The sequence below is a fragment of the Bradyrhizobium sp. Arg816 genome (assembly GCF_029989365.1).
Classification (GTDB): domain Bacteria; phylum Pseudomonadota; class Alphaproteobacteria; order Rhizobiales; family Xanthobacteraceae; genus Bradyrhizobium.
In genome coordinates this window covers 114,038-132,706 of the sequence record NZ_JAPRAQ010000019.1, presented here as the reverse complement: position 1 = coordinate 132,706, position 18,669 = coordinate 114,038, and the positions used below count along the sequence as shown (strand labels likewise).

17 protein-coding genes and 1 pseudogene are annotated in these 18,669 nt (G+C 64.6%); 9 read left to right on the top strand and 9 right to left on the bottom strand.

The features are described from left to right. Positions 1–36 precede the first annotated feature (36 nt). Positions 37–657: a response regulator transcription factor gene (locus OWC48_RS33800; RefSeq protein ID WP_282523846.1), complete on the bottom strand. Its 621-nt coding sequence runs from the start codon at positions 655–657 to the stop codon at positions 37–39. Positions 658–859: 202 nt separating this feature from the next. On the opposite strand from OWC48_RS33800, the gene OWC48_RS33795 reads away from it, so the two are divergent. Next, entirely contained in the window at positions 860–1,897 is a 1,038-nt protein-coding gene (locus OWC48_RS33795; RefSeq protein ID WP_282523845.1) for an AraC family transcriptional regulator, read from the top strand. A gap of 2 nt (positions 1,898–1,899) precedes the next feature. Here OWC48_RS33795 and OWC48_RS33790 read toward each other — a convergent pair whose 3' ends face one another. Next, positions 1,900–3,111 carry an NnrS family protein gene (locus OWC48_RS33790; protein WP_282523844.1) on the bottom strand — a complete coding sequence of 404 codons (1,212 nt, stop codon included), beginning with the start codon at positions 3,109–3,111 and terminating at the stop codon, positions 1,900–1,902. 141 nt (positions 3,112–3,252) lie between these two features. On the opposite strand from OWC48_RS33790, the gene OWC48_RS33785 reads away from it, so the two are divergent. Further along, on the top strand, positions 3,253–3,963 hold the full coding sequence (locus tag OWC48_RS33785; protein WP_282523843.1) for a Crp/Fnr family transcriptional regulator: 711 nt from the start codon (positions 3,253–3,255) through the stop codon (positions 3,961–3,963). 86 nt (positions 3,964–4,049) lie between these two features. On the opposite strand, the gene OWC48_RS33780 is transcribed toward OWC48_RS33785, so the two are convergent. Together OWC48_RS33780 and hemN are read right to left on the bottom strand one after the other, a co-directional pair. Further along, positions 4,050–4,247, bottom strand: coding sequence for a DUF1858 domain-containing protein (locus tag OWC48_RS33780; protein ID WP_014492467.1), 198 nt, complete (start codon positions 4,245–4,247; stop codon positions 4,050–4,052). A 109-nt stretch (positions 4,248–4,356) separates the two neighbouring features. Continuing rightward, positions 4,357–5,709 carry an oxygen-independent coproporphyrinogen III oxidase gene (gene hemN, locus OWC48_RS33775; protein ID WP_282523842.1) on the bottom strand — a complete coding sequence of 451 codons (1,353 nt, stop codon included), beginning with the start codon at positions 5,707–5,709 and terminating at the stop codon, positions 4,357–4,359. Between the two features lie 159 nt (positions 5,710–5,868). On the opposite strand from hemN, the gene OWC48_RS33770 reads away from it, so the two are divergent. From OWC48_RS33770 to OWC48_RS33760, 3 genes and pseudogenes are all read left to right on the top strand, one after another. Then, positions 5,869–6,075, top strand: coding sequence for a hypothetical protein (locus OWC48_RS33770; protein WP_282523841.1), 207 nt, complete (start codon positions 5,869–5,871; stop codon positions 6,073–6,075). Positions 6,076–6,312: 237 nt separating this feature from the next. Beyond that, the gene (nirK, locus tag OWC48_RS33765) at positions 6,313–7,410 is read left to right on the top strand and encodes a copper-containing nitrite reductase (protein WP_282523840.1); all 1,098 of its coding nucleotides are present in this window, start codon (positions 6,313–6,315) and stop codon (positions 7,408–7,410) included. A gap of 52 nt (positions 7,411–7,462) precedes the next feature. Beyond that, a pseudogene (locus tag OWC48_RS33760) lies at positions 7,463–8,343 on the top strand (formylglycine-generating enzyme family protein). Between the two features lie 228 nt (positions 8,344–8,571). Here OWC48_RS33760 and OWC48_RS33755 read toward each other — a convergent pair. Beyond that, complete coding sequence (locus OWC48_RS33755) at positions 8,572–9,222, bottom strand: 3-oxoacid CoA-transferase subunit B (RefSeq protein ID WP_011089829.1); 651 nt, start codon at positions 9,220–9,222, stop codon at positions 8,572–8,574. A 16-nt stretch (positions 9,223–9,238) separates the two neighbouring features. Then, positions 9,239–9,946, bottom strand: a complete 708-nt coding sequence (locus OWC48_RS33750; RefSeq protein WP_028151658.1) for a CoA transferase subunit A — start codon at positions 9,944–9,946, stop codon at positions 9,239–9,241. A gap of 270 nt (positions 9,947–10,216) precedes the next feature. On the opposite strand from OWC48_RS33750, the gene OWC48_RS33745 reads away from it, so the two are divergent. The 4 genes from OWC48_RS33745 (at position 10,217) to OWC48_RS33730 (ending at position 15,545) form a co-directional block, all read left to right on the top strand. Then, positions 10,217–12,118 (top strand): AsmA family protein, encoded by a 1,902-nt coding sequence (locus OWC48_RS33745; RefSeq protein ID WP_282523875.1) that lies wholly within the window; start codon positions 10,217–10,219, stop codon positions 12,116–12,118. 208 nt (positions 12,119–12,326) lie between these two features. Next, positions 12,327–13,712, top strand: coding sequence for an ABC transporter substrate-binding protein (locus OWC48_RS33740; RefSeq protein WP_071909773.1), 1,386 nt, complete (start codon positions 12,327–12,329; stop codon positions 13,710–13,712). Between the two features lie 97 nt (positions 13,713–13,809). Then, on the top strand, positions 13,810–14,682 hold the full coding sequence (locus OWC48_RS33735) for a carbohydrate ABC transporter permease (protein WP_063981138.1): 873 nt from the start codon (positions 13,810–13,812) through the stop codon (positions 14,680–14,682). Beyond that, complete coding sequence (locus OWC48_RS33730) at positions 14,679–15,545, top strand: carbohydrate ABC transporter permease (protein ID WP_282523839.1); 867 nt, start codon at positions 14,679–14,681, stop codon at positions 15,543–15,545. The genes OWC48_RS33735 and OWC48_RS33730 overlap by 4 nt, the downstream gene beginning before the upstream one ends. A gap of 95 nt (positions 15,546–15,640) precedes the next feature. Here the strand turns inward: OWC48_RS33730 and OWC48_RS33725 are convergent, their stop codons facing one another. From OWC48_RS33725 to OWC48_RS33715, 3 genes are read right to left on the bottom strand one after another with little or no spacing between them, the layout of a single operon-like run. Then, entirely contained in the window at positions 15,641–16,453 is an 813-nt protein-coding gene (locus tag OWC48_RS33725) for an ABC transporter permease (protein WP_028161035.1), read from the bottom strand. 4 nt (positions 16,454–16,457) lie between these two features. Next, positions 16,458–17,372, bottom strand: coding sequence for an ABC transporter permease (locus tag OWC48_RS33720; RefSeq protein ID WP_282523838.1), 915 nt, complete (start codon positions 17,370–17,372; stop codon positions 16,458–16,460). After that, positions 17,369–18,526: an ABC transporter ATP-binding protein gene (locus OWC48_RS33715; protein ID WP_282523837.1), complete on the bottom strand. Its 1,158-nt coding sequence runs from the start codon at positions 18,524–18,526 to the stop codon at positions 17,369–17,371. Before OWC48_RS33715 ends, OWC48_RS33720 begins: the two co-directional genes overlap by 4 nt. Between the last annotated feature and the right edge of the window lie 143 nt (positions 18,527–18,669).

The window sequence follows — 18,669 nt, the reverse complement described above, 5'->3', positions numbered from 1 at the left end:
TCGTCGTCCCGTGGCGAAGCCGTTAAACTCAGATCCTTAGACCTGGATGGGCGACCCCTGGCCGAAGATGCGGCGGAGCAGATCAGTCACGTTCCGGGCGCCTGCCTTCTTCAGGATGCCGGCGCGATAGCCTTCGACCGTGCGCGCGCTCAGATGCATGCGCCGGGCGATCTCCTTGTTGGTCAGGCCGGCAGCAAGGTGCTCGAGCACATCGCCTTCGCGCCCGGTCAGGGGCTCGCAGCCGGGCAGCCAGCGTTGCCGGTTTGAACCCGGCTGCGCGAACTCGTCGATGGCGGCATCGATCCGGTCGACGATGTCGCGGGTGCGGAACGGCTTCTCGATGAAGTCGGCCGCGCCGCTCTTGATCGCGTCGACAGCCATGGCGATGCTGCCGTTCGCCGAGGTTACCAGAACCGGCGCCATGCAGTTCTCCTCGCGCAGGCGCTTGAGCACGTCGAGGGCGGAACGATCCGGCGGCATCTCCAGCAGCACGCAGGCCGGCATCCGCGCCTTGGCTTCCGAGAGCAGCGACGCGCCGTCGGCAAAGCAGATCACGTCATAGGCGCTCTGTTGAAGCGCCATTGAAAGTTGTTCGCGGGAGGTCGCGTCAGTTTCAATGACGAATACCTCACCCTTGGAAAGCAAGTTTCCCGGCATCATCCCGATCCAGCAATGTCTTGGTCAAATGGCCCGAGACGGCAGCGGGGCTTCGTCGCGCCGCGTCGTCATACGCACGGCATTCACGCCCGTGCTTCGGTTTCCCTTATGTATGTTCCATCCTGTTCCCGGATTTGACGGATCGGGACAGAAACTTTACATTTCGGGACATCTGCGGGAATGGCTGGCAGGAACGGGTCGCATGACCGACCTCATTCGCAGCGCAGGCTTGAGCTACTACCCGGATGTCGCCCGGTCGGTCGGACTCGACCCGAAACAGATGATGCGCAAGGTCAGGCTGCCGCTGGCCGTGCTCGACAAGCCCGATACCCCCATTGCCGTGACCAGCCTGCGCCGGCTGCTCGAATTGTCGGCAGAGGCGTCGGGTGCCGAAGATTTCGGCTTGCGGCTCGCCGAGCGCGGCGGGCTGACCAATTTCGGCGCGGTCGGCCTGATCGTGCGTGAACAGGCGACCGTCAGTGAGGCCATCGAAGCGTTCTCGCGCTTCATCCACGTTCATCACGACGGCATGAAGCTTGAGGTCACGCGCGACAAGCAGACCGTGACGGTCACACTGCATCTGCGCGGCCGGCAGCCGACCGCGCCGCGCCAGTCGATCGACATGGCGCTCGGCAGCGTCCACCGCATCATCCAGTCGCTGTTCAGCAGCGATTGGCGGCCGCTCGAGGTACATCTGCATTATCCGCCACCGCACGACCGCAAGCGCTACCGCGACTTCTTCGGTTGCCGCGTCACCTTCAATGCCGATGACGATGCGATCCTGTTGTCGGCGCATGACATGGAGCGGCGGATCCCGAGCGCGCATCCGCTGATCGCGAGCTATCTGCGCAAACGGATCGAGGCGATCGAGACGCGGCCGGCAAGCTGGGAGGGGAAGGTCGACGAGGTGGTACGCATCCTGCTCGCAAGCGGCGACTGCACGGTCGAGCGCGTGGCCGAGCATCTCGCCTGCACCCGCCGCACCATCCATCGGCACCTCGCCGCATCAGGCACCAGCTTTTCTGCCATCCTCGACGCGCAGCGCGCCGATCTCGTGATCCAGCTGATCGACGACCCCGGCCGGCCGCTGGCCGATGTCGCCGCGCAGCTCGGCTTCTCCGCGCAGAGCGCGATGGCGCGCTGGTTCCGCGGCCGCTTCGGCTGCACCATCACTGCATGGCGCAAGGGCGTGCGGCCACTGGCCAAGCCCGTCGGCGTTCCCTCGGCGTCCGCGGCCTAGGCTCAGCGTGCCGGAGCGGGCACGCCCATGATGGCAAGGGCGCGCCGCGGATTTCCGGCGAGCAGCGGTCCGAATGCGACGGCAAAGCCGAGGAACGCGACGATCCAGCCGCAGGCCGCAATATGCAGCAGCACATCGCTTTGCGCCGGCAACGCAACAGCAGCCACCCGCGCCAGTGCCGCGATGATGATCGCGACATAGATGCCCTGGGTGGCGAGTGACGCCGTCAGCGCCTGCCCGGTATGGCCAAGGCTCGCGCGCGTCATCACCGCAAGTGTCATGATTCCGGCAGCCCCCGTCATCCAGGCGTGAATGCCCGCGCTCGGCGGCAGCAGGCCGAAGCCGGCCAGGGCGTTGAGGAGAAAACCGAGCGGCACGAAGACGTACCCGACATGCAGGATCAGCAGCAGCGGTTCGCGCGACGTGCGGTCGCCGGCCCAGCGCGCGAACCGCACCAGATGGAGCACACCGACGAGCGCCATCACCACGCCGGTGACCGTGTTCAGCGGCGCCACGATCCATGCGATCAGCGCGAGCGCGCTCAATCCGACCACCGCGCCGTCAAAACGCCCGAACGTCACCGGCAGGCGGCCGGGATTGAACTTGACCAGCCAGTTGCGGGTGAAGCTCGGGATGATGCGGCCTCCGATCAGCGAGATCAGCAGCACGACCACGCCGATGCCGACGCGGATGCTGACATCGGCCGCGCCCTCGAAGTGCGCTTCGAGATGGAAGGCGACGTTACCGGCGAGCAGCACCAGCACGAGCACCACCACCGGCAGATTGCGCCAATTGCCGCCCGCGATGATTTCGCGCGTGGCCGCGGCAACGACCAATGCCAGGAAGGCGGCATCGACGACGAGCGCGAACGCCCAACCGATATCGGCGGACACAGTCACCGCGGCGCGTCCGGCAAGCCAGACGACCAGCAGCGCGCCCAGCGACGTCCCCTGGATCGGCAGCCGCCCGGTCCAGTTCGGGATCGCCGTGAACAGGAATCCCGTGATCACCGCCGGCAGGAAGCCATAGAGCATTTCGTGGACGTGCCAGTCGCGCGGCGCGAAGGCCGAACTCACCGACAAGTCGCCGTAGAACATCGGCAGCCACGCCAGGATCGACAGCCCCGCCTGGATCGCGGCGAGCAGGAAAAACGGCCGAAAGCTGTTCGCAAACAGCGGCCAGCCCTCAAAGTTACGGGATCGGGCGCCAGCCATGGGAGCAACTCCTGTGAATTCGGACGGTCACTTGGATCGTCATTTGGAAAAATACTGCCGTCCGGCCGGCCCGTTTTGCGCTATCGCAAACTGCCTGACGAATACAGGTGCCATCACACTCCCTGATGCCAAGGAGGCAGAATGGCCAAGGTCGACACATCGCTGGTTGCGCATTTGCCGCTGTTTTCAGGCGTCAAGCCGGAGGACCTCGAGGAAATCCTGCGCGAGGCCCGCTCGGCGCGCTATCCCAGGAACAGCGCCATTTTCGAACAGGGCGCCGACGCGCAATCGTTCTTCCTGCTGCTGCACGGCCACGTCCGCGCGGCCAAAACCACCCCGACCGGCGAGCAGATCGTGGTGCGCTATGTCGCCCCCGGCGAGACCTTCGGGCTCGCGATGGCGATCGGAGCGGCGCACTATCCGGCGACCGCGATGGCGGTCGACGACAGCGTGGTGCTGATCTGGCCGAATTCGGCGTGGCCGCGGCTGATCGAGCGATTTCCGGCAATCGCCGCCAACACGCTCCAGACTGTCGGCGCGCGACTGCAGGAGAGCCACACCCGCATCCTGGAAATGTCGACCCAGCAGGTCGAGCAGCGCGTCGCGCATGCGCTGCTGCGGCTCGCAAAACAGTCCGGCAGGAAGCTCGACCACGGCATCGAGATCGACTTCCCGATCAGCCGCCAGGACATCGCGCAGATGACCGGCACCACGCTGCACACCGTCAGCCGCATCCTGAGCGGCTGGGAGAGCCAAGGCCTCGTCGAGAGCGGCCGCCAGCGCATCATCCTGCGCGATCCGCACAAGATCGTCGTGCTGGCGGAGCGTACGGCGGACGGCAATTCTGCGTAAGATAGGGGTGAGGGCGCTTCCGCTTACGGCGCAAGCCCGCCCTCACCCGGGAGTCCGCGCGCGACCCGCGCGAACTCCGACCTGCCTCACGCCGGCACGCATTCGCACAGCGCAGCGAGGAATTTGTCGCGATCGATGCCATGCTCGCGGCAGGCGTCTTCCACGGTATGGAAGGTCGCGATCGGACAGCCGACGCAAGCCATCCTGAAGGCGAGGAACACGCGGATCGTGTGCGGCGCCGCACGCATGATGTCATCGACCAGATCGTCGGATCGGAAGGGCATGGACAACTCCGTTCCGAAGTGACGATAGCCGAGGGGGGCCGAGCTTCTTTGTTGAAGCGCAAGCTGGTGGTTGCTTCTTCGTTTCCCCGTTCTTACGGGGAGACGTGAACTACACCGCCCTGCTGTGCAACTGCTTCGCCGGGTCCAGATGCGCATCGAACGCCGCGGCGACGCTGCGGACCAGGAAGCGCGAGTCGGTTGCGACCGCAAGACGGTCGCCGTCGAGCCTGACGATGCCGTCCGAGATCAACGGCTTCAGGCGCGCGGCCGATTGCAGCATCGCTTCGGGTTCCGCGCCATGGCGCGCGCAGATGTCGCCGAGATCCGCGCTGAACTCGCACATGATGCGCTCGATGATATCGGCGCGCAGCCGGTCGTCGTCGGTGAGCCCGTAGCCCTTGGCCGTCGCGAGGCGACCGGCGGCGATGCTTTGCGCGTAGGCGCCGATCTGCACCTGGTTTTGCACATAGCCCTGCGGCAGATGTCCGATCGCGCTGGCGCCGAAACCGAGCAGGACCTCGCCTCTGTCGGTGGTGTAGCCCTGGAAATTGCGCCGCAGCGTCCGTTCCTCGAAGGCCACGGCCATCGCATCGTCGGGTCGCGCGAAATGATCGAGTCCGATCTGCACGTATCCGGCCTCCTTCAGCGCATTGGCGATCGCGCAGGCCTGATCATGACGCGCGAGGCCGTCCGGCAGCGCGGCCTCGTTGATCATGCGCTGGTGCTTCTTGAAATCAGGCACGTGAGCATAGCCGAACACCGAGAAACGATCGGGCCCGAGTTCGAGGCTGCGCCGAACGGTGTCCAGACAGGACGCGACGGTCTGGTGCGGCAGCCCATAGATGAGGTCGAAGTTGATCCCGTTGATGCCGGCGCGATGCAGCCTATCGACGACGGAAGCCGTCTGCTCATAGCTCTGCACGCGATTGATCGCGCGCTGCACGACCGGATCGAGGCTCTGCACGCCCAGGCTGGCGCGGTTGACGCCGGAGAGCCGCATGGCCTCCACCATCTCTGATGTCAGCGTGCGTGGGTCGATCTCGACCGCGATCTCGGCCGAGGGCAGCACGAAGAACGAATGGCGCATCGCTGCCATCAACTCGGCAAAGGCCTCCGGCGCCATGATGGTCGGCGTGCCGCCACCGAAATGGATATGCTCGACCTTGATGCGGCGGCCGATGGTTTCAGACACCTGCGCGATCTCGCTGCGCAGCGTCCGCTGATAGGCGGCGATCAGCCCGTCGCGGCGGACGATCTGGGTATGGCAGCCGCAATACCAGCACATCTCGCGGCAGAACGGCACGTGCAGATAAAGTGACGCGCTGGCGCCTGCCGGGAGTCCGGCGAGCCATTCGGCATAAATATCCGGGCCGACCGCCGGCGAGAAATGCGGTGCGGTCGGATAGCTCGTGTAGCGCGGCAGACGTTCTTCGCCGTAGCTCGCTGCGAGATCGGTCCTCATATCTCACCCATTCGTAAATCGATGCCACGCGGTGGCGCGGCAAATCCCTGTTAGCATTGGATGACGCGTTTTCGGGCGGACCACCTTGCGCTCGCTCAAAGTCCGAGCGCCGGATCGGAGCCATGATCACGTTCAATCATGACTCACTGGAGATAGGCCATGGCGTCGCTCGCGCTCGATCTCGTTCTCTGGCTCACCGGCGTTCGCGGTCATATCCCGCGCTTCGACGATTTTCGTCCCGTTCCCGCGGCACATTCTGCCGGCGCAGGTCATCTCATGCGGGTGCTGGCGATCACCGCCGCCATCTTCGCCGCGCTGTCGCTCGCGGTCTGGGGCACGGTCTGGATTGCGATCCAGCTTCTCTGATCGACAACCATAGATTCACAATCGAGCGCAGCTGAACATGCGAACGATTTGCCGCTGGCGCAACTGACGCCGCGCGACGTCGTGCATTTCGCACGGCCGATACGCGCTTCGGCAAACCTCCTAAGGATTTTACCGGAGGCGAATTCGGCAAAAGCTTGTCGCAGCGCAAACACTCTTGCCGTAACAGGCGCAGACTGCATCCGTCATCAAAACCCTTTCAGATGAAGGATGCTTCCGATGTTCACCCGCAGAGCCGCATTGATCGGCGCCGCCGCGACCGCCCTGATGCTCGCGACACCCGCGTTCGCCGCCGGCGACCTCAAGCTGCCGCGGCAGAAGGTCGAGCTGGTCGCCCCGCCCTTCGTGCACGCGCACGAGCAGGCCACGACGCAGGGGCCCAAGATCGTCGAGTTCAAGCTCAACATCGAGGAGAAGAAGGTCGTCATCGACGACAAGGGCACCACCTTCCAGGCCATGACCTTCAACGGCTCGATGCCGGGCCCGCTGATGGTCGTGCATGAAGGCGACTACGTCGAGGTGACGCTGGTCAATCCCGCGACCAACACCATGCCGCACAACATCGACTTCCACTCCGCGACCGGCGCGCTCGGCGGCGCCGAGCTCACGCTGGTCAATCCCGGCGAGCAGGTCGTGCTGCGCTGGAAGGCAACGCGGACCGGTGTGTTCGTCTATCACTGCGCCCCGGGCGGCCCGATGATCCCCTGGCATGTCGTCTCCGGCATGAACGGCGCGGTGATGGTGCTGCCGCGCGACGGACTGAACGACGGCAAGGGCCACGCGCTGAAATACGACAAGGTCTACTATGTCGGCGAGCAGGACATGTATGTGCCGCGCGACGAGAAGGGCAATTTCAAGTCCTATGATTCGCCGGGCGAAGCCTTCACCGAGACCGAAGAGGTGATGAAGAAGCTGATCCCCACGCATGTGGTGTTCAACGGCAAGGTCGGCGCGCTCACCGGCAAGAACGCGTTGACGGCCAAGGTCGGCGAGAACGTGCTGATCGTGCATTCGCAGGCCAATCGCGACAGCCGTCCGCATCTGATCGGCGGCCATGGCGACTATGTCTGGGAGACCGGAAAATTCTCCAATGCGCCGGAGACCGGGCTCGAGACCTGGTTCATCCGCGGCGGCTCCGCGGGAGCGGCGCTCTACAAATTCCTGCAGCCCGGCATCTACGCCTATGTCACGCATAATCTGATCGAGGCAGCCGACCTCGGCGCCACCGCGCACTTCAAGGTCGAAGGCAAGTGGAACGACGATCTGATGACCCAGGTGAAGGCGCCCACGGAGATACCGGCTCCCAACACCAACTAGACGCGACAAGGGGCCGGTCATCGCCGGCCCCTTCCTTCTTCGGGGGACGACCATGCTGATCGCATTCAAGCTGAAACTGCTGCTCGCCTGCGCCGCCGGGCTCGCAGGGCCGATCGCCGTGGCGCCGCTGGTCTCGGACATGGCGGTCCACGGCACGGCGACGGAGCCTGCCATCGTCAGGGTCGCGCCGGGCAGTCTCTCCTATCGCGAGGCCGGCGATTTCACCCGCGCCGGGCAACAGGCCGAAGTGCCGCTGCGCGCGATGCGCTTCAACCGGCCGCTGCACATCATGCGGCACCAGGTCTCGTCATCCGACTATGAGCTCTGCGTGCAGGATAGCGCGTGCCGGGCGCTCGATCGCGGCGTCGCGATTGCGTCTGATCGTCCCGCGGTGCAGGTGAGCTGGCACGATGCGCAGGCCTATGCGGGCTGGCTGTCGCGCAAGACCGGCCACACCTATCGCCTGCCGAGCGACGCGGAATGGGCCTTTGCGGCAGGCTCCCGGTTCAGGGACGACGGCGCGCCTGTGGACGCAGACGATCCTTCAAAGCGCTGGATCAGCCGTTACGAGCGTGAATCCGAGCGCGATTTCTCCGACACCACGGCCCATCCGTTCGGCAAGTTCGGCCCCAACGAGCACGGCATCGAGGACATTGCCGGCAATGTCTGGGAATGGACCTCGACCTGCTTCGTGCGCTCGCGGATCGACGAAGCCGGCAATGCCGGCCGCCCGACCGTGAATTGCGGCGTGCGCGTCGAGCCGAGGGCGCGCACCGCGCCTACGTCACCGACTTCATCCGCGACGCTCGCGCCGGCGGCTGCGCGCAGGGCGTACCGCCCGCCAATCTCGGCTTCCGCCTGGTGCGCGAGGAGCCGTCATGGGTCGCGAGCGTGTCGGCGCGGTGGGGCAAGGTGTGGGCGGCGAGGTCGTAGCGGCACGCCTCTGCTGTCGTTGCCCGCGAAGGCGGGCAATCCAGTGCTCCGAGACGGTTGTGCTGGAATCGATAGGCCGCGGCGTACTGGATGCCCCGCCTTCGCGGGGCATGACAGCGTCAAATGCGGGAGGCGCGAGCGTCAAACAACGCCCCGCCCGGGCTACTCCTCAAACGAAAATGGCCGGGACGAAGCCCGGCCATTTCACAATCATTCGAGACTGCTCTCTTACGTATTCTTCAGCGCGACGCGGAATTCGGCTTCGGTCTTGGCCTTGACCTCGTCGAGCGAGACGCCGTCGGCGAGCTCGATCAGGGCCATACCGCCGTCGCCATGCTTGTCGATGGTGAAGACGGCGAGATCGGTGACGACCATGTCGACCACGCGCTCGCCGGTCAGCGGCAGATTGCACTTCTTCAGCAGCTTCGAGCCGTCCTTGGCCGAATGCTCCATCACGACGACGACGCGCTTGACGCCGGCGACGAGATCCATCGCGCCGCCCATGCCCTTGACCATCTTGCCGGGGATCATCCAGTTGGCGAGATCGCCGTTCTGGGCCACCTGCATGGCGCCGAGGATCGACAGATCCATGTGGCCACCGCGGATCATCCCGAAGGAATCCGCGCTCGAGAAATACGAGGTCGACGGCAGCTCGCTCACGGTCTGCTTGCCGGCATTGATGAGGTCGGCATCCACCTCGTCCTCATAGGGGAACGGTCCCATGCCGAGCATGCCGTTCTCGCTCTGGAGGCTGACATCGACCCCGTCGGGGATGAAGTTCGAGACCAGCGTCGGGATGCCGATGCCGAGATTGACGTAGTAGCCGTCGCGCAGTTCCTTGGCGGCGCGCGCAGCCATCTGTTCACGGGTCCAGGCCATGTGAGTCTCCTGACGCTTAAGCGGCGGTGCGCGGACGGGTGTTGCGGAATTCGATGCGCTTCTTGGCCGTACCGACCTCGACGATGCGCTTCACGAAGATGCCGGGCGTGTGGATGTGGTCGGGATTGAGTTCACCGGCCGGAACCAGATGCTCGACCTCGGCGACCGTGATCTTGGCGGCGGTCGCCATCATCGGGTTAAAGTTGCGCGCGGTCTTGCGGTAGATCAGGTTGCCGGCGGTGTCGCCCTTCCAGGCGTGGACGATGGCGAGGTCGGCGAACAGGCCGCGCTCCATCAGGTACTTCTCGCCGTCGAACTCCTTCACTTCCTTGCCTTCGGCGATCAGCGTGCCGACGCCGGTCTTGGTGTAGAAGGCCGGGATACCGGCGCCGCCGGCGCGGATGCGCTCGGCCAGCGTGCCCTGCGGATTGAATTCGAGTTCCAGTTCGCCGGCCAGGAATTGCTGGGCGAACAGCTTGTTCTCGCCGACATAGGACGAGATCATCTTCTTGATCTGGCGGGTTTCGAGCAGGCGGCTGAGGCCGATGCCGTCGACGCCGGCATTGTTGGAGACGACCGTCAGGCCCTTGACGCCGGATTCGCGGATCGCGTCCGACAGCTCCTCGGCGATGCCGCAGAGGCCGAAGCCGCCCGACATGATCATCATGTTGTCCTTGAGAACGCCCTCAAGAGCCGACTTGGCGTCGGGATAGACCTTGTTCATGCAAAAAACCTCGACTGAACCTTCGGCTGGCAGGCGTCGCGCCTCATTGGCGGCGATTATTAGGCGAAATCCTCCAAAGCCGTCAATGATACGGGGTTCTCCGTTCCGCGGTCCGGTGATAGAAGCTGCCCACGCCGTGGGCAGAGCCGTCCGCGGCCTTGAAAGCGACAAGAAAACCCATCAAGTTGCGGGGGTTGGGCGTGGGCACGCAGGTTTCCGGTCCGCCCTTCTGGCTCCAGCGACCAACCCGATCAGGACATGCCATTGACCATGGCCCAAGGAATGAAGCGCCTCGGGACGCCGATCGCGGCGCTGCTCGGCCTCGCGCTGATCGCCCTGATCGCGACCTCCTGGCTCATCAACCGCGACGCGCTGCGCAAGGCGGTGGAAACGCAGATCCGCGACGTCACCGGGCTCGAGCTCAGCGTGGCAGGCAGCATCGACATTTCGCTGCTGCCGGCGAGCTACATTTCCTTCCATGACGTCGGCCTGAAGGGCGGCGGCACCAGCGATCCCGCGCTCCATGTCGACGTGCTCACCGCCAATCTCCGGCTGCTGCCGCTGCTGCTGCAGCGGTTCGAGATCGCCGACCTGACCCTGCTGCGGCCGCGCATCCATGTCAGCCTGAAGCAGGATGGCGAAAGCAACTGGACGCCCTTCATCCAGACCATTGCGCGCACCATGAAGCCGGGCGCCGACAACCAGGTGTCGTTCTCCGAGATCAGAATCCAGGACGGTGTGCTCAATTACGAGGACGCCACCACCCACGCCCCCGAGAAGTTCGAGGACATCGACCTGTCGCTGGCCTGGCCCTCGATCTCGCGGTCCTTCGCCGCGACCGGACAATTCGACTGGCGCGGCGAGCGCGTCGACGGCTCGATCAGCTTCGCCGATTTCGTCGCCGCCCTCTCCGGCGACCGCTCCGGGCTGAAGGCGCGGATCGCCAGCGCCCCGCTCAAGCTTGCCTTCGACGGCAGCGTCGCCAACCGCACCAGCCCGATGATGGAAGGCACGCTCACCATCGACAGCCCGTCCTTGCGCAACGCGCTGCGCTGGACCGGTCAGCCGCAGCCCGGCAGCGGCGGCTTCGGCCGTTTCGCGCTGAAGGCGCGCGCCAATGTCGTCGGCGCCTCGATCGCGCTCACCAACGTCAATGTCGAGCTCGACGGCAACACCGCCGAGGGCGTGATGACCTACGCCAATAACGGCCGGCAGACGCTGCAAGCGACGCTTGCCGCCGACGCGCTCGACTTCACGCCTTATATCTCGACCTTCCGCCTGCTCGCCAGCGGCGCCCGCGACTGGAACAGGCAGCTGTTCGATCTCAACGGGCTTTCGACCACCGACCTCGACATGCGCCTGTCGGCAGCCAGGCTGACAGTCGGGTCGTCGAAGCTCGGCCGCACCGCGATCGGCGCCAATCTGCGCAACGGCACGCTGGCGCTCTCCGTCGGCGAAGCTCAGGTCTATGGCGGCATCGCCAAGGGCTCGTTCGGGATCGCGCGCTCCGACACCGTCGCCGACGTCAAGGCGCAATTCCAGTTCACCGATGTCGATCTTCAGGCCTGCGCCTCCGAATTGTTCGGCCTCAACAAGCTGTCCGGCCGCGGCAACATCAACGTCTCGCTGCTGGCCTCCGGCTCCAGCCCGTTCGGCCTCGTGCAGTCGCTCGACGGCACTGCCACCGTGACCGGGCACGACGGTGCGATCTCGGGCTTCAACGCCGAGCAGCTCCTGAAGCGGCTGGAGCGGCGGCCGCTGTCGGGTGGCGGCAATTTCCGCAACGGCTCGACCCCTTATGACACCCTCACCATCGCGGTGAAATTCTCCGATGGGATCGCCACCGCCGAGGACATCCGCATCGAGGGGCCGGCTGCGAAGATCACGCTGACGGGCACCGCCTCGGTGCCGACGCGCGAATACGACATGAAGGGCGTGGCGAGCCTCAATACGACGTCCGGCTTTCAGTTGCCCTTCATGGTGCAGGGTCCCTGGGACGATCCGCTGGTCTTCCCCGACCCCGAAAGCCTGATCCGCCAGTCGCCTGCGGCGTCCCCCTTCCTGGACCTCCTGAAGCGGCGCATCACCGGCGAGAAGCACCCTGCGCCGGCAGATTCGCCGACGGCGGAGAATGCCAAGGAAAACGCCAAGGACAACGCGAAGTCCAACTGAGGACGGCGATCGTCCGGCGCTGCCGGACCATCGCGAATTGATCCGGCCGAATTGATGCGGCGATTGGATCGATGCGCGGATTAAGCATCTCCGCTGGCCCCACACCCCACGACCTATGTCTGACAAGATGCCGCTAGATCGGCTGACGGCCATGCGCTAGTGTTTTATACGACCGGTTAAAAACACCGGCCGTTTGAGGGAGAAAAACGTGAGATCCAAGGTTATTGGCGCAGTATCATTGGCGGTCGCTGCGGTTGGGCTTTTTGCGGCCACTGCACCCGCCTTTGCGCAGCAGAAGACGATCACGGTCTGGTGGGGCAAGGGCTTCTATCGGTCCGAAGACGACGCGCTGATCGAGACGATCAAGAAGTTCGAAGCCAAGACCGGCATCAAGGTCGAATTGTCGCAGTACGCGATCCAGGACATGATTCCGAAGACGGTCGCCGCGCTCGATGCCGGCACCGTGCCCGATGTTGCCTATTCCGATTCCTACGACGTGCAGGCGCAGGGCAAGTGGGCCTATGAGGGCAAGCTCGAGGACCTCACGGACGTCATGGAGCCGATCAAGGGCCGGTTCGTGCAGAACACGCTCGACGCGTCGATCCTCTACAACGACGTCACCAAGAAGAAGGCCTATTACGGCTTCCCGCTGAAGCAGCAGAGCATGCATGTCGAGATCTGGAACGACATGCTGGAGAAGGCCGGCTTCAAGCTCGCCGACATCCCGACCGATTGGGCGGGCTACTGGACGTTCTGGTGCGACAAGGTCCAGCCGGGTATCCGCAAAGCCACCGGCCAGCGCATCTACGGCGTCGGCCAGCCGATGGGCGTGGAATCCACCGACGCCTTCCAGTCGTTCTACACCTTCATGGACGCCTACCACGTCAAGCTGGTCGACGACGATGGCAAGCTCCTGGTCGACGATCCCAAGGTGCGCGAGAATCTGATCAGCGCGCTGAAGGATTACACCGACACCTATATCAAGGGCTGCACGCCGCCCTCCTCCACAACCTGGAAGGACCCCGACAACAATGTCGCCTTCCACAACAAGACCATCGTGATGACCCACAACTTCACGATCTCGATCGCCGCGAAGTGGTTTGAGGACTCGCAGAACCAGGCTCTCACGCAGGAGCAGCGCGACGCCGGCAAGAAGGCCTATGAGCAGGACATCGTCACGGCGTCCTTCCCGAAGGCGCCGGATGGTTCGACCATCCGCTACCGCTCGGACGTCAAGACCGGGCTGGTGTTCACCGCGGCCAAGAACAAGGCCGAGGCCAAGCAGTTCATCAGCTTCCTGCTCCAGGAAGAGAATGTTCGCCCCTATATCGAGGGCGCGCTCGGCCGCTGGTTCCCGGTGACCAAGGAAAGCCAGGCCAGCCCGTTCTGGCAGGCCGACAAGCACCGCAAGGCGGTCTACGCCCAGTTCACCGGCGGCACCGCCGCGTTCGACTTCACCAAGAACTGGAAGTTCACGATCCTCAACAACGAGAACGTCTGGGCCAAGGCGATGAACCGGGTCGTCAGCGAAAAGGTCCCGGTCGACAAGGCCGTCGACGAGTTGATCGTCCGCATCAAGCAGGTTGCAGGCTAAATCTTCTTTCTTCCTCTCCCCGCTGGCGCGGGGAGAGGCGAAACGCTAATACCGGCCGCCTCGTGCGGCCGGAAGTCCTTTCAAAGAGTCCTGAAGAATGGCGATTACGCTCTCTGGCGATCAGTCGATGCCCGCTCCGCCCTTGTCGTCGCGGCTGACCCCGGCGCAGGTCTGGGGCATCGTGCTGCTCGCGCCCTATCTGCTCGTCTTCCTCGCCTTCGTTGTCTATCCCGTCTGCTACGGGCTGTGGCTGGCGCGGGCCCCGTCGAATTATGTCGCGCTGTTTCACGATCCGATCTTCGCGCGCGCCGCGGTCAACACGCTGATCTTCCTGGTCATCGGCATCAACATCAAGATGCTGATCGCGCTGTTCCTGTCCGGCTTCTTCGCGCAGCAGCGCACCTGGATCAAATGGCTCTCGGTGATCTTCATCCTGCCCTGGGCGGTGCCGTCGATCCCGACCATCCTGTCGGTGCGCTTCATGTTCAATCCCGAATGGGGCGTGGTCAACCACCTCATCTTCTCCCTCACCGGCGACGACGGCCCGAACTGGCTGAACGACCCGACCGTGGCGCTGAGCATGGCGATCGGCGTGCACATCTGGAAGTCACTGCCGTTCTGGACGCTGATCCTGATCACCGGACGCCTTGCGATCGCGCACGATCTGTTCGAGGCCGCCGAGGTCGATGGTGCGAGCTGGTGGCAGAAATTCCGCTACATCACCTGGCCGTCGATGCAGACGCTCTACATCACCTGCACGCTGCTCTCGATGATCTGGACGCTCGGCGATTTCAACAGCGTCTATCTGCTCACCGGCGGTGGCCCGGCTGACCTCACGCACGTGCTGGCGACGCTGGGTATCCGCTATCTCCGGCTCGACCAGCTCTCGCTCGCGATGGCCTCCATCGTCTGCGCGATGCCGTTCGTCCTGCCGCTCGTGTACTTTATGATGAAACGGTTGTCGCGATGAAGCTTCCCGGCGTAAGCGAATTTTCCTGGCGCGACGTCGCGGTCGAAGCGCGGCTGCTGCTGATCGGAATTCCCGTCTTCCTGTGGACGATGATTCCGATCTACCACATGTTCCTGTTCGCGATCTCCCCGAAGGAGGACGCGTTCTCGGGCAAGCTGTGGCCGGATCATCCGACGCTCCACAACTTCGAGATCGTGTTCAAGCAGCAGCACTACTTCCTGCGCGACTTCTACATCCAGTTCTGGAACTCGACGGTGATCGCAGTCTCCGTCGGCGTGCTAACGCTGTTCATTGCGACCGCGGCTGCGTTCTCGATCTCGCGGCTGAAGGTGCCGGGCGGACGCAGCGTGTTGAACCTCGCACTCTTCACCTATTTCATTCCGGCCGCGTTCCTCGCCGTGCCGATGTACCGCACCATGGGCAATTACGGCCTGCTCAACAATCACTGGTCGCTGATCCTGGCCATGGTGACGATCGCCAGCCCCTACGCGATCTGGGTGCTCAAGCAGGCCTCCGACAAGCTGCCGGTCGAGCTGGACGAAGCCGCGGTGATGGACGGCGCCACGACGCTCCAGATCTTCCGCCTGGTCTACCTGCCGCTGATGATGCCCTCGCTGGTCGCGATCGGCACCTATGCGGTGCTGCTCGCCTGGAACGAATATCTCTACGCGTTCCTGCTTCTATCCAACGACCGCGAGATCACCCTCCCCGTCGCACTCGGCAACTTCCTCGCTGCCGACGATTCGCCCTGGGAGCTGTTGATGACCACCGGCTTCATTTACGCGCTGCCGCCGGCCGCAGTCTACTACGCCTTCCGCCGCTACATGGTGGGCGGGCTCACGGCAGGCGCGGTGAAGTCGTAGGGACTTTTCGTCATTGCGAGCGTAGCGAAGCAATCCAGAATCTCTCCGCGACGGCAGTCTGGATTGCTTCGCTGCGCTCGCAATGACAGCCGGACCTATAGCGGCGCCGCGCTCTCGCCCTGCGAGCTCGACAGTTTCGAGGCAAGCGAGGCGATGACGATGACCACCGCGATCAGGGCGATCACCAGCGTGCAGATCGCGTTGATCTCGGGCTTCACGCCAAGCCGCACCTCCGAGTAGATCCGGATCGGCAGCGTCGCCGAGCCGGGGCCGGTGGTGAAACTCGCGATTACGAGATCGTCGAGCGACAGCGTGAAGGCCAGCATCCAGCCCGCCACGATCGCGGGCGCGATCAGCGGCAGCGTCACGGCGACGAAGGCGCGAACCGGGTTGCAGCCGAGGTCCATCGCCGCCTCCTCCAGCGAACGGTCGAGCGAGCCGAGGCGGGACTGCACGACCACCGCGACGAAGCACATCGTCAGCGTGGTGTGGGCGATCGTCACCGTCCAGAAGCCGCGCTCGGCGTTGAGCGCGACGAACAGCAGCAGCAGCGACAATCCGGTGATCACCTCCGGCATCACCAGCGGCGCGTAGAGCATGCCCGAGAACAGCGTGCGGCCGCGAAACCGCTCGCCGCGCGACAGCGTAACGGCTGCGAGCGTGCCGAGCAGCGTGGCGATGGTCGCAGAGGAGACCGCGACCCGCAGGCTCATCCAGGCCGCCTCGATCATGGCGCGGTCGTTGAAGAACTCGTGGTACCAGCGCAGCGACCAGCCGCCCCACACCGTCACCAGCCGCGAGGCGTTGAAGGAATAGATGACGAGGATGAGGATCGGCAGATAGAGGAATGCAAGCCCCAGCGCGAGCGAGGCGATGTTGAAGCGAGACAGGCGGGAGACCTTGCGCATCGCTTCAGCGCCCCTGTTCCAGCTGCCGCTTCTGCAGCCGCTCGTACAGCAGCAGCGGCACCAGCAGCAGCACCAGCAGCACGATCGCCGCTGCGGAGGCCACCGGCCAGTCCTTGTTGGTGAAGAATTCGAGCCACAGGGTCTGGCCGATCATCAGCGAATTGGAGCCGGCCAGAAGGTCAGGAATCACGAACTCGCCCACGATGGGGATGAAGCACAGCAGCACGCCGGCACCGACGCCGGGCAGCGACAGCGGAAAGGTGACGAGCCAGAACACCTGCCAGGGCGGCGCGCCGAGATCAGAGGCCGCCTCCTCCAGCACCGGCTCCATTTTCGCGAGCGTCGCGTAGAGCGGCAGGATCATGAACGGCAGATAGGAGTAGACGATGCCGATATACATCGCAGTGTCGGTCGAGAGCCACACCACCGGCTGGCTGACCAGATGCAGCGCCAGCAGGATCTGGTTCAGCAGGCCGTCATGCTGGAGGATGTTGATCCAGGCATAGATGCGGATCAGGAACGAGGTCCAGAACGGCACGATCACCAGCACCATCGCCACCGCCTGCCAGCGCTTCGGCAACCGCGCCATGCCATAGGCGATGGGATAGCCGATCACGAGCAATAGCGCAGTCGCGGTGACGGCGACGGTGAGGCTGCGCACATAGGCGAACACGTAGATGTCGTCGGAGGCGATCAGCCTAAAATTGTCGATCGACAGCGCGGCGAACGCGGCCTTGAGCGCCTCCCATCCCGCCATCAGGTCGAACACCGGTTCGTAGGGCGGCTGCGCGATCGCCGTCTGCGACAGGCTGATCTTGAGCACGAAGCCGAACGGCACCAGGAAGAACAGCAGCATCCAGACATAGGGCGCGATCGCGGCAAAGCGCGCCGGCCGCGCGAAGATGCGGCGCGAGCTCATGATTGCAGCACCACGCAGTCGTCGGGCGTGAACCAGGCGACGACATGCTGGTTCAGGCTGTAGGCGTCGACGTCGAGGCGCGCGCTGTTGGGGACCGACGCCTGCACGATTCCGCCGGCATCGAGCTTCACCTTGTAGGTGGTGGTGCCGCCGAGATAGCAGATGTCGGCGACCACGCCGTCTAGGCTGTTGATCGCCGTCTCACGACCGGCCACGCTCACCGGACCGCGACGCGACAGCTTGACCTTCTCCGGGCGGATCGCGACCGCCAATTTTCCCGCGCCGACGCCTTCGCGCGGCTCGGCGACCACCAGCGCACCCGCATCACGCGTGCCAATGATCAGACGATGACCGTCGCGCAATTTGGACTCGCCGTCGAACAGATTGATGTCGCCGACGAACTCCGCGATCCAGCGCGAGCGCGGCGCTTCATAGAGTTCGCGGGGGCTCGCGACCTGGGCCAGCTTGCCGGCCTTCATCACGCCGATCCGGCTCGCCATGGTCATGGCTTCCTCCTGGTCGTGGGTGACGATGATGAAGGTCATGCCGAGCCGGCGCTGCAGCTCCATCAGCTCGCCCTGCGTGCTCTCGCGCAGCTTCTTGTCGAGCGCCGCGAGGGGCTCGTCGAGCAGCAGAAGCTGCGGCCGCCGCGCCAATGCACGCGCCAGCGCCACGCGCTGACGCTGACCGCCGGAGAGCTGGTCGGGCTTACGCTTCTCCAACCCCTCGAGCTTCACCAGCGCAATCATTTCCGCCACGCGCGTGGCGATGTCGCCGCGCGCCATGCCGGCCCGCTTCAGGCCGAACGCAATGTTGTCGCGCACGGAGAGATGCGGAAATAGCGCGTAGTTCTGGAACATCATGTTGATCGGGCGCTCATGCGGCAGCGCCTGCGCGATGTCCCGGCCGCCGAGCAAGATGCGCCCTTCGTCCGGCGCTTCGAACCCGGCGAGCATACGCAAGAGCGTGGTCTTGCCACAGCCGCTGGGGCCCAGCAGCGCGAAGAACTCGCCGGCCTTGATGTCGAGCGACACGCCGTCGACGGCCCGGAACGTCCCAAAGGTCTTGGCGACGCCCTCGATGCGCAGCAGCGGCTGCCCCGCCGCAGGAAGCGCATCTCCGCCGGCGTCTATCTTGGGCAATTCGTCCGTCATGGTCCCTGCCAACCCCGATTCCGCCGCACGCTAGCGGCCGATCGTCCCCAGCTCAACCGGTTCAGGGGGTAACTTCCACCGCAGTCCCGTAGCCCGGATGGAGCGCAAGCGTAATCCGGGACGGTCCATCGGTGGTGAGACTT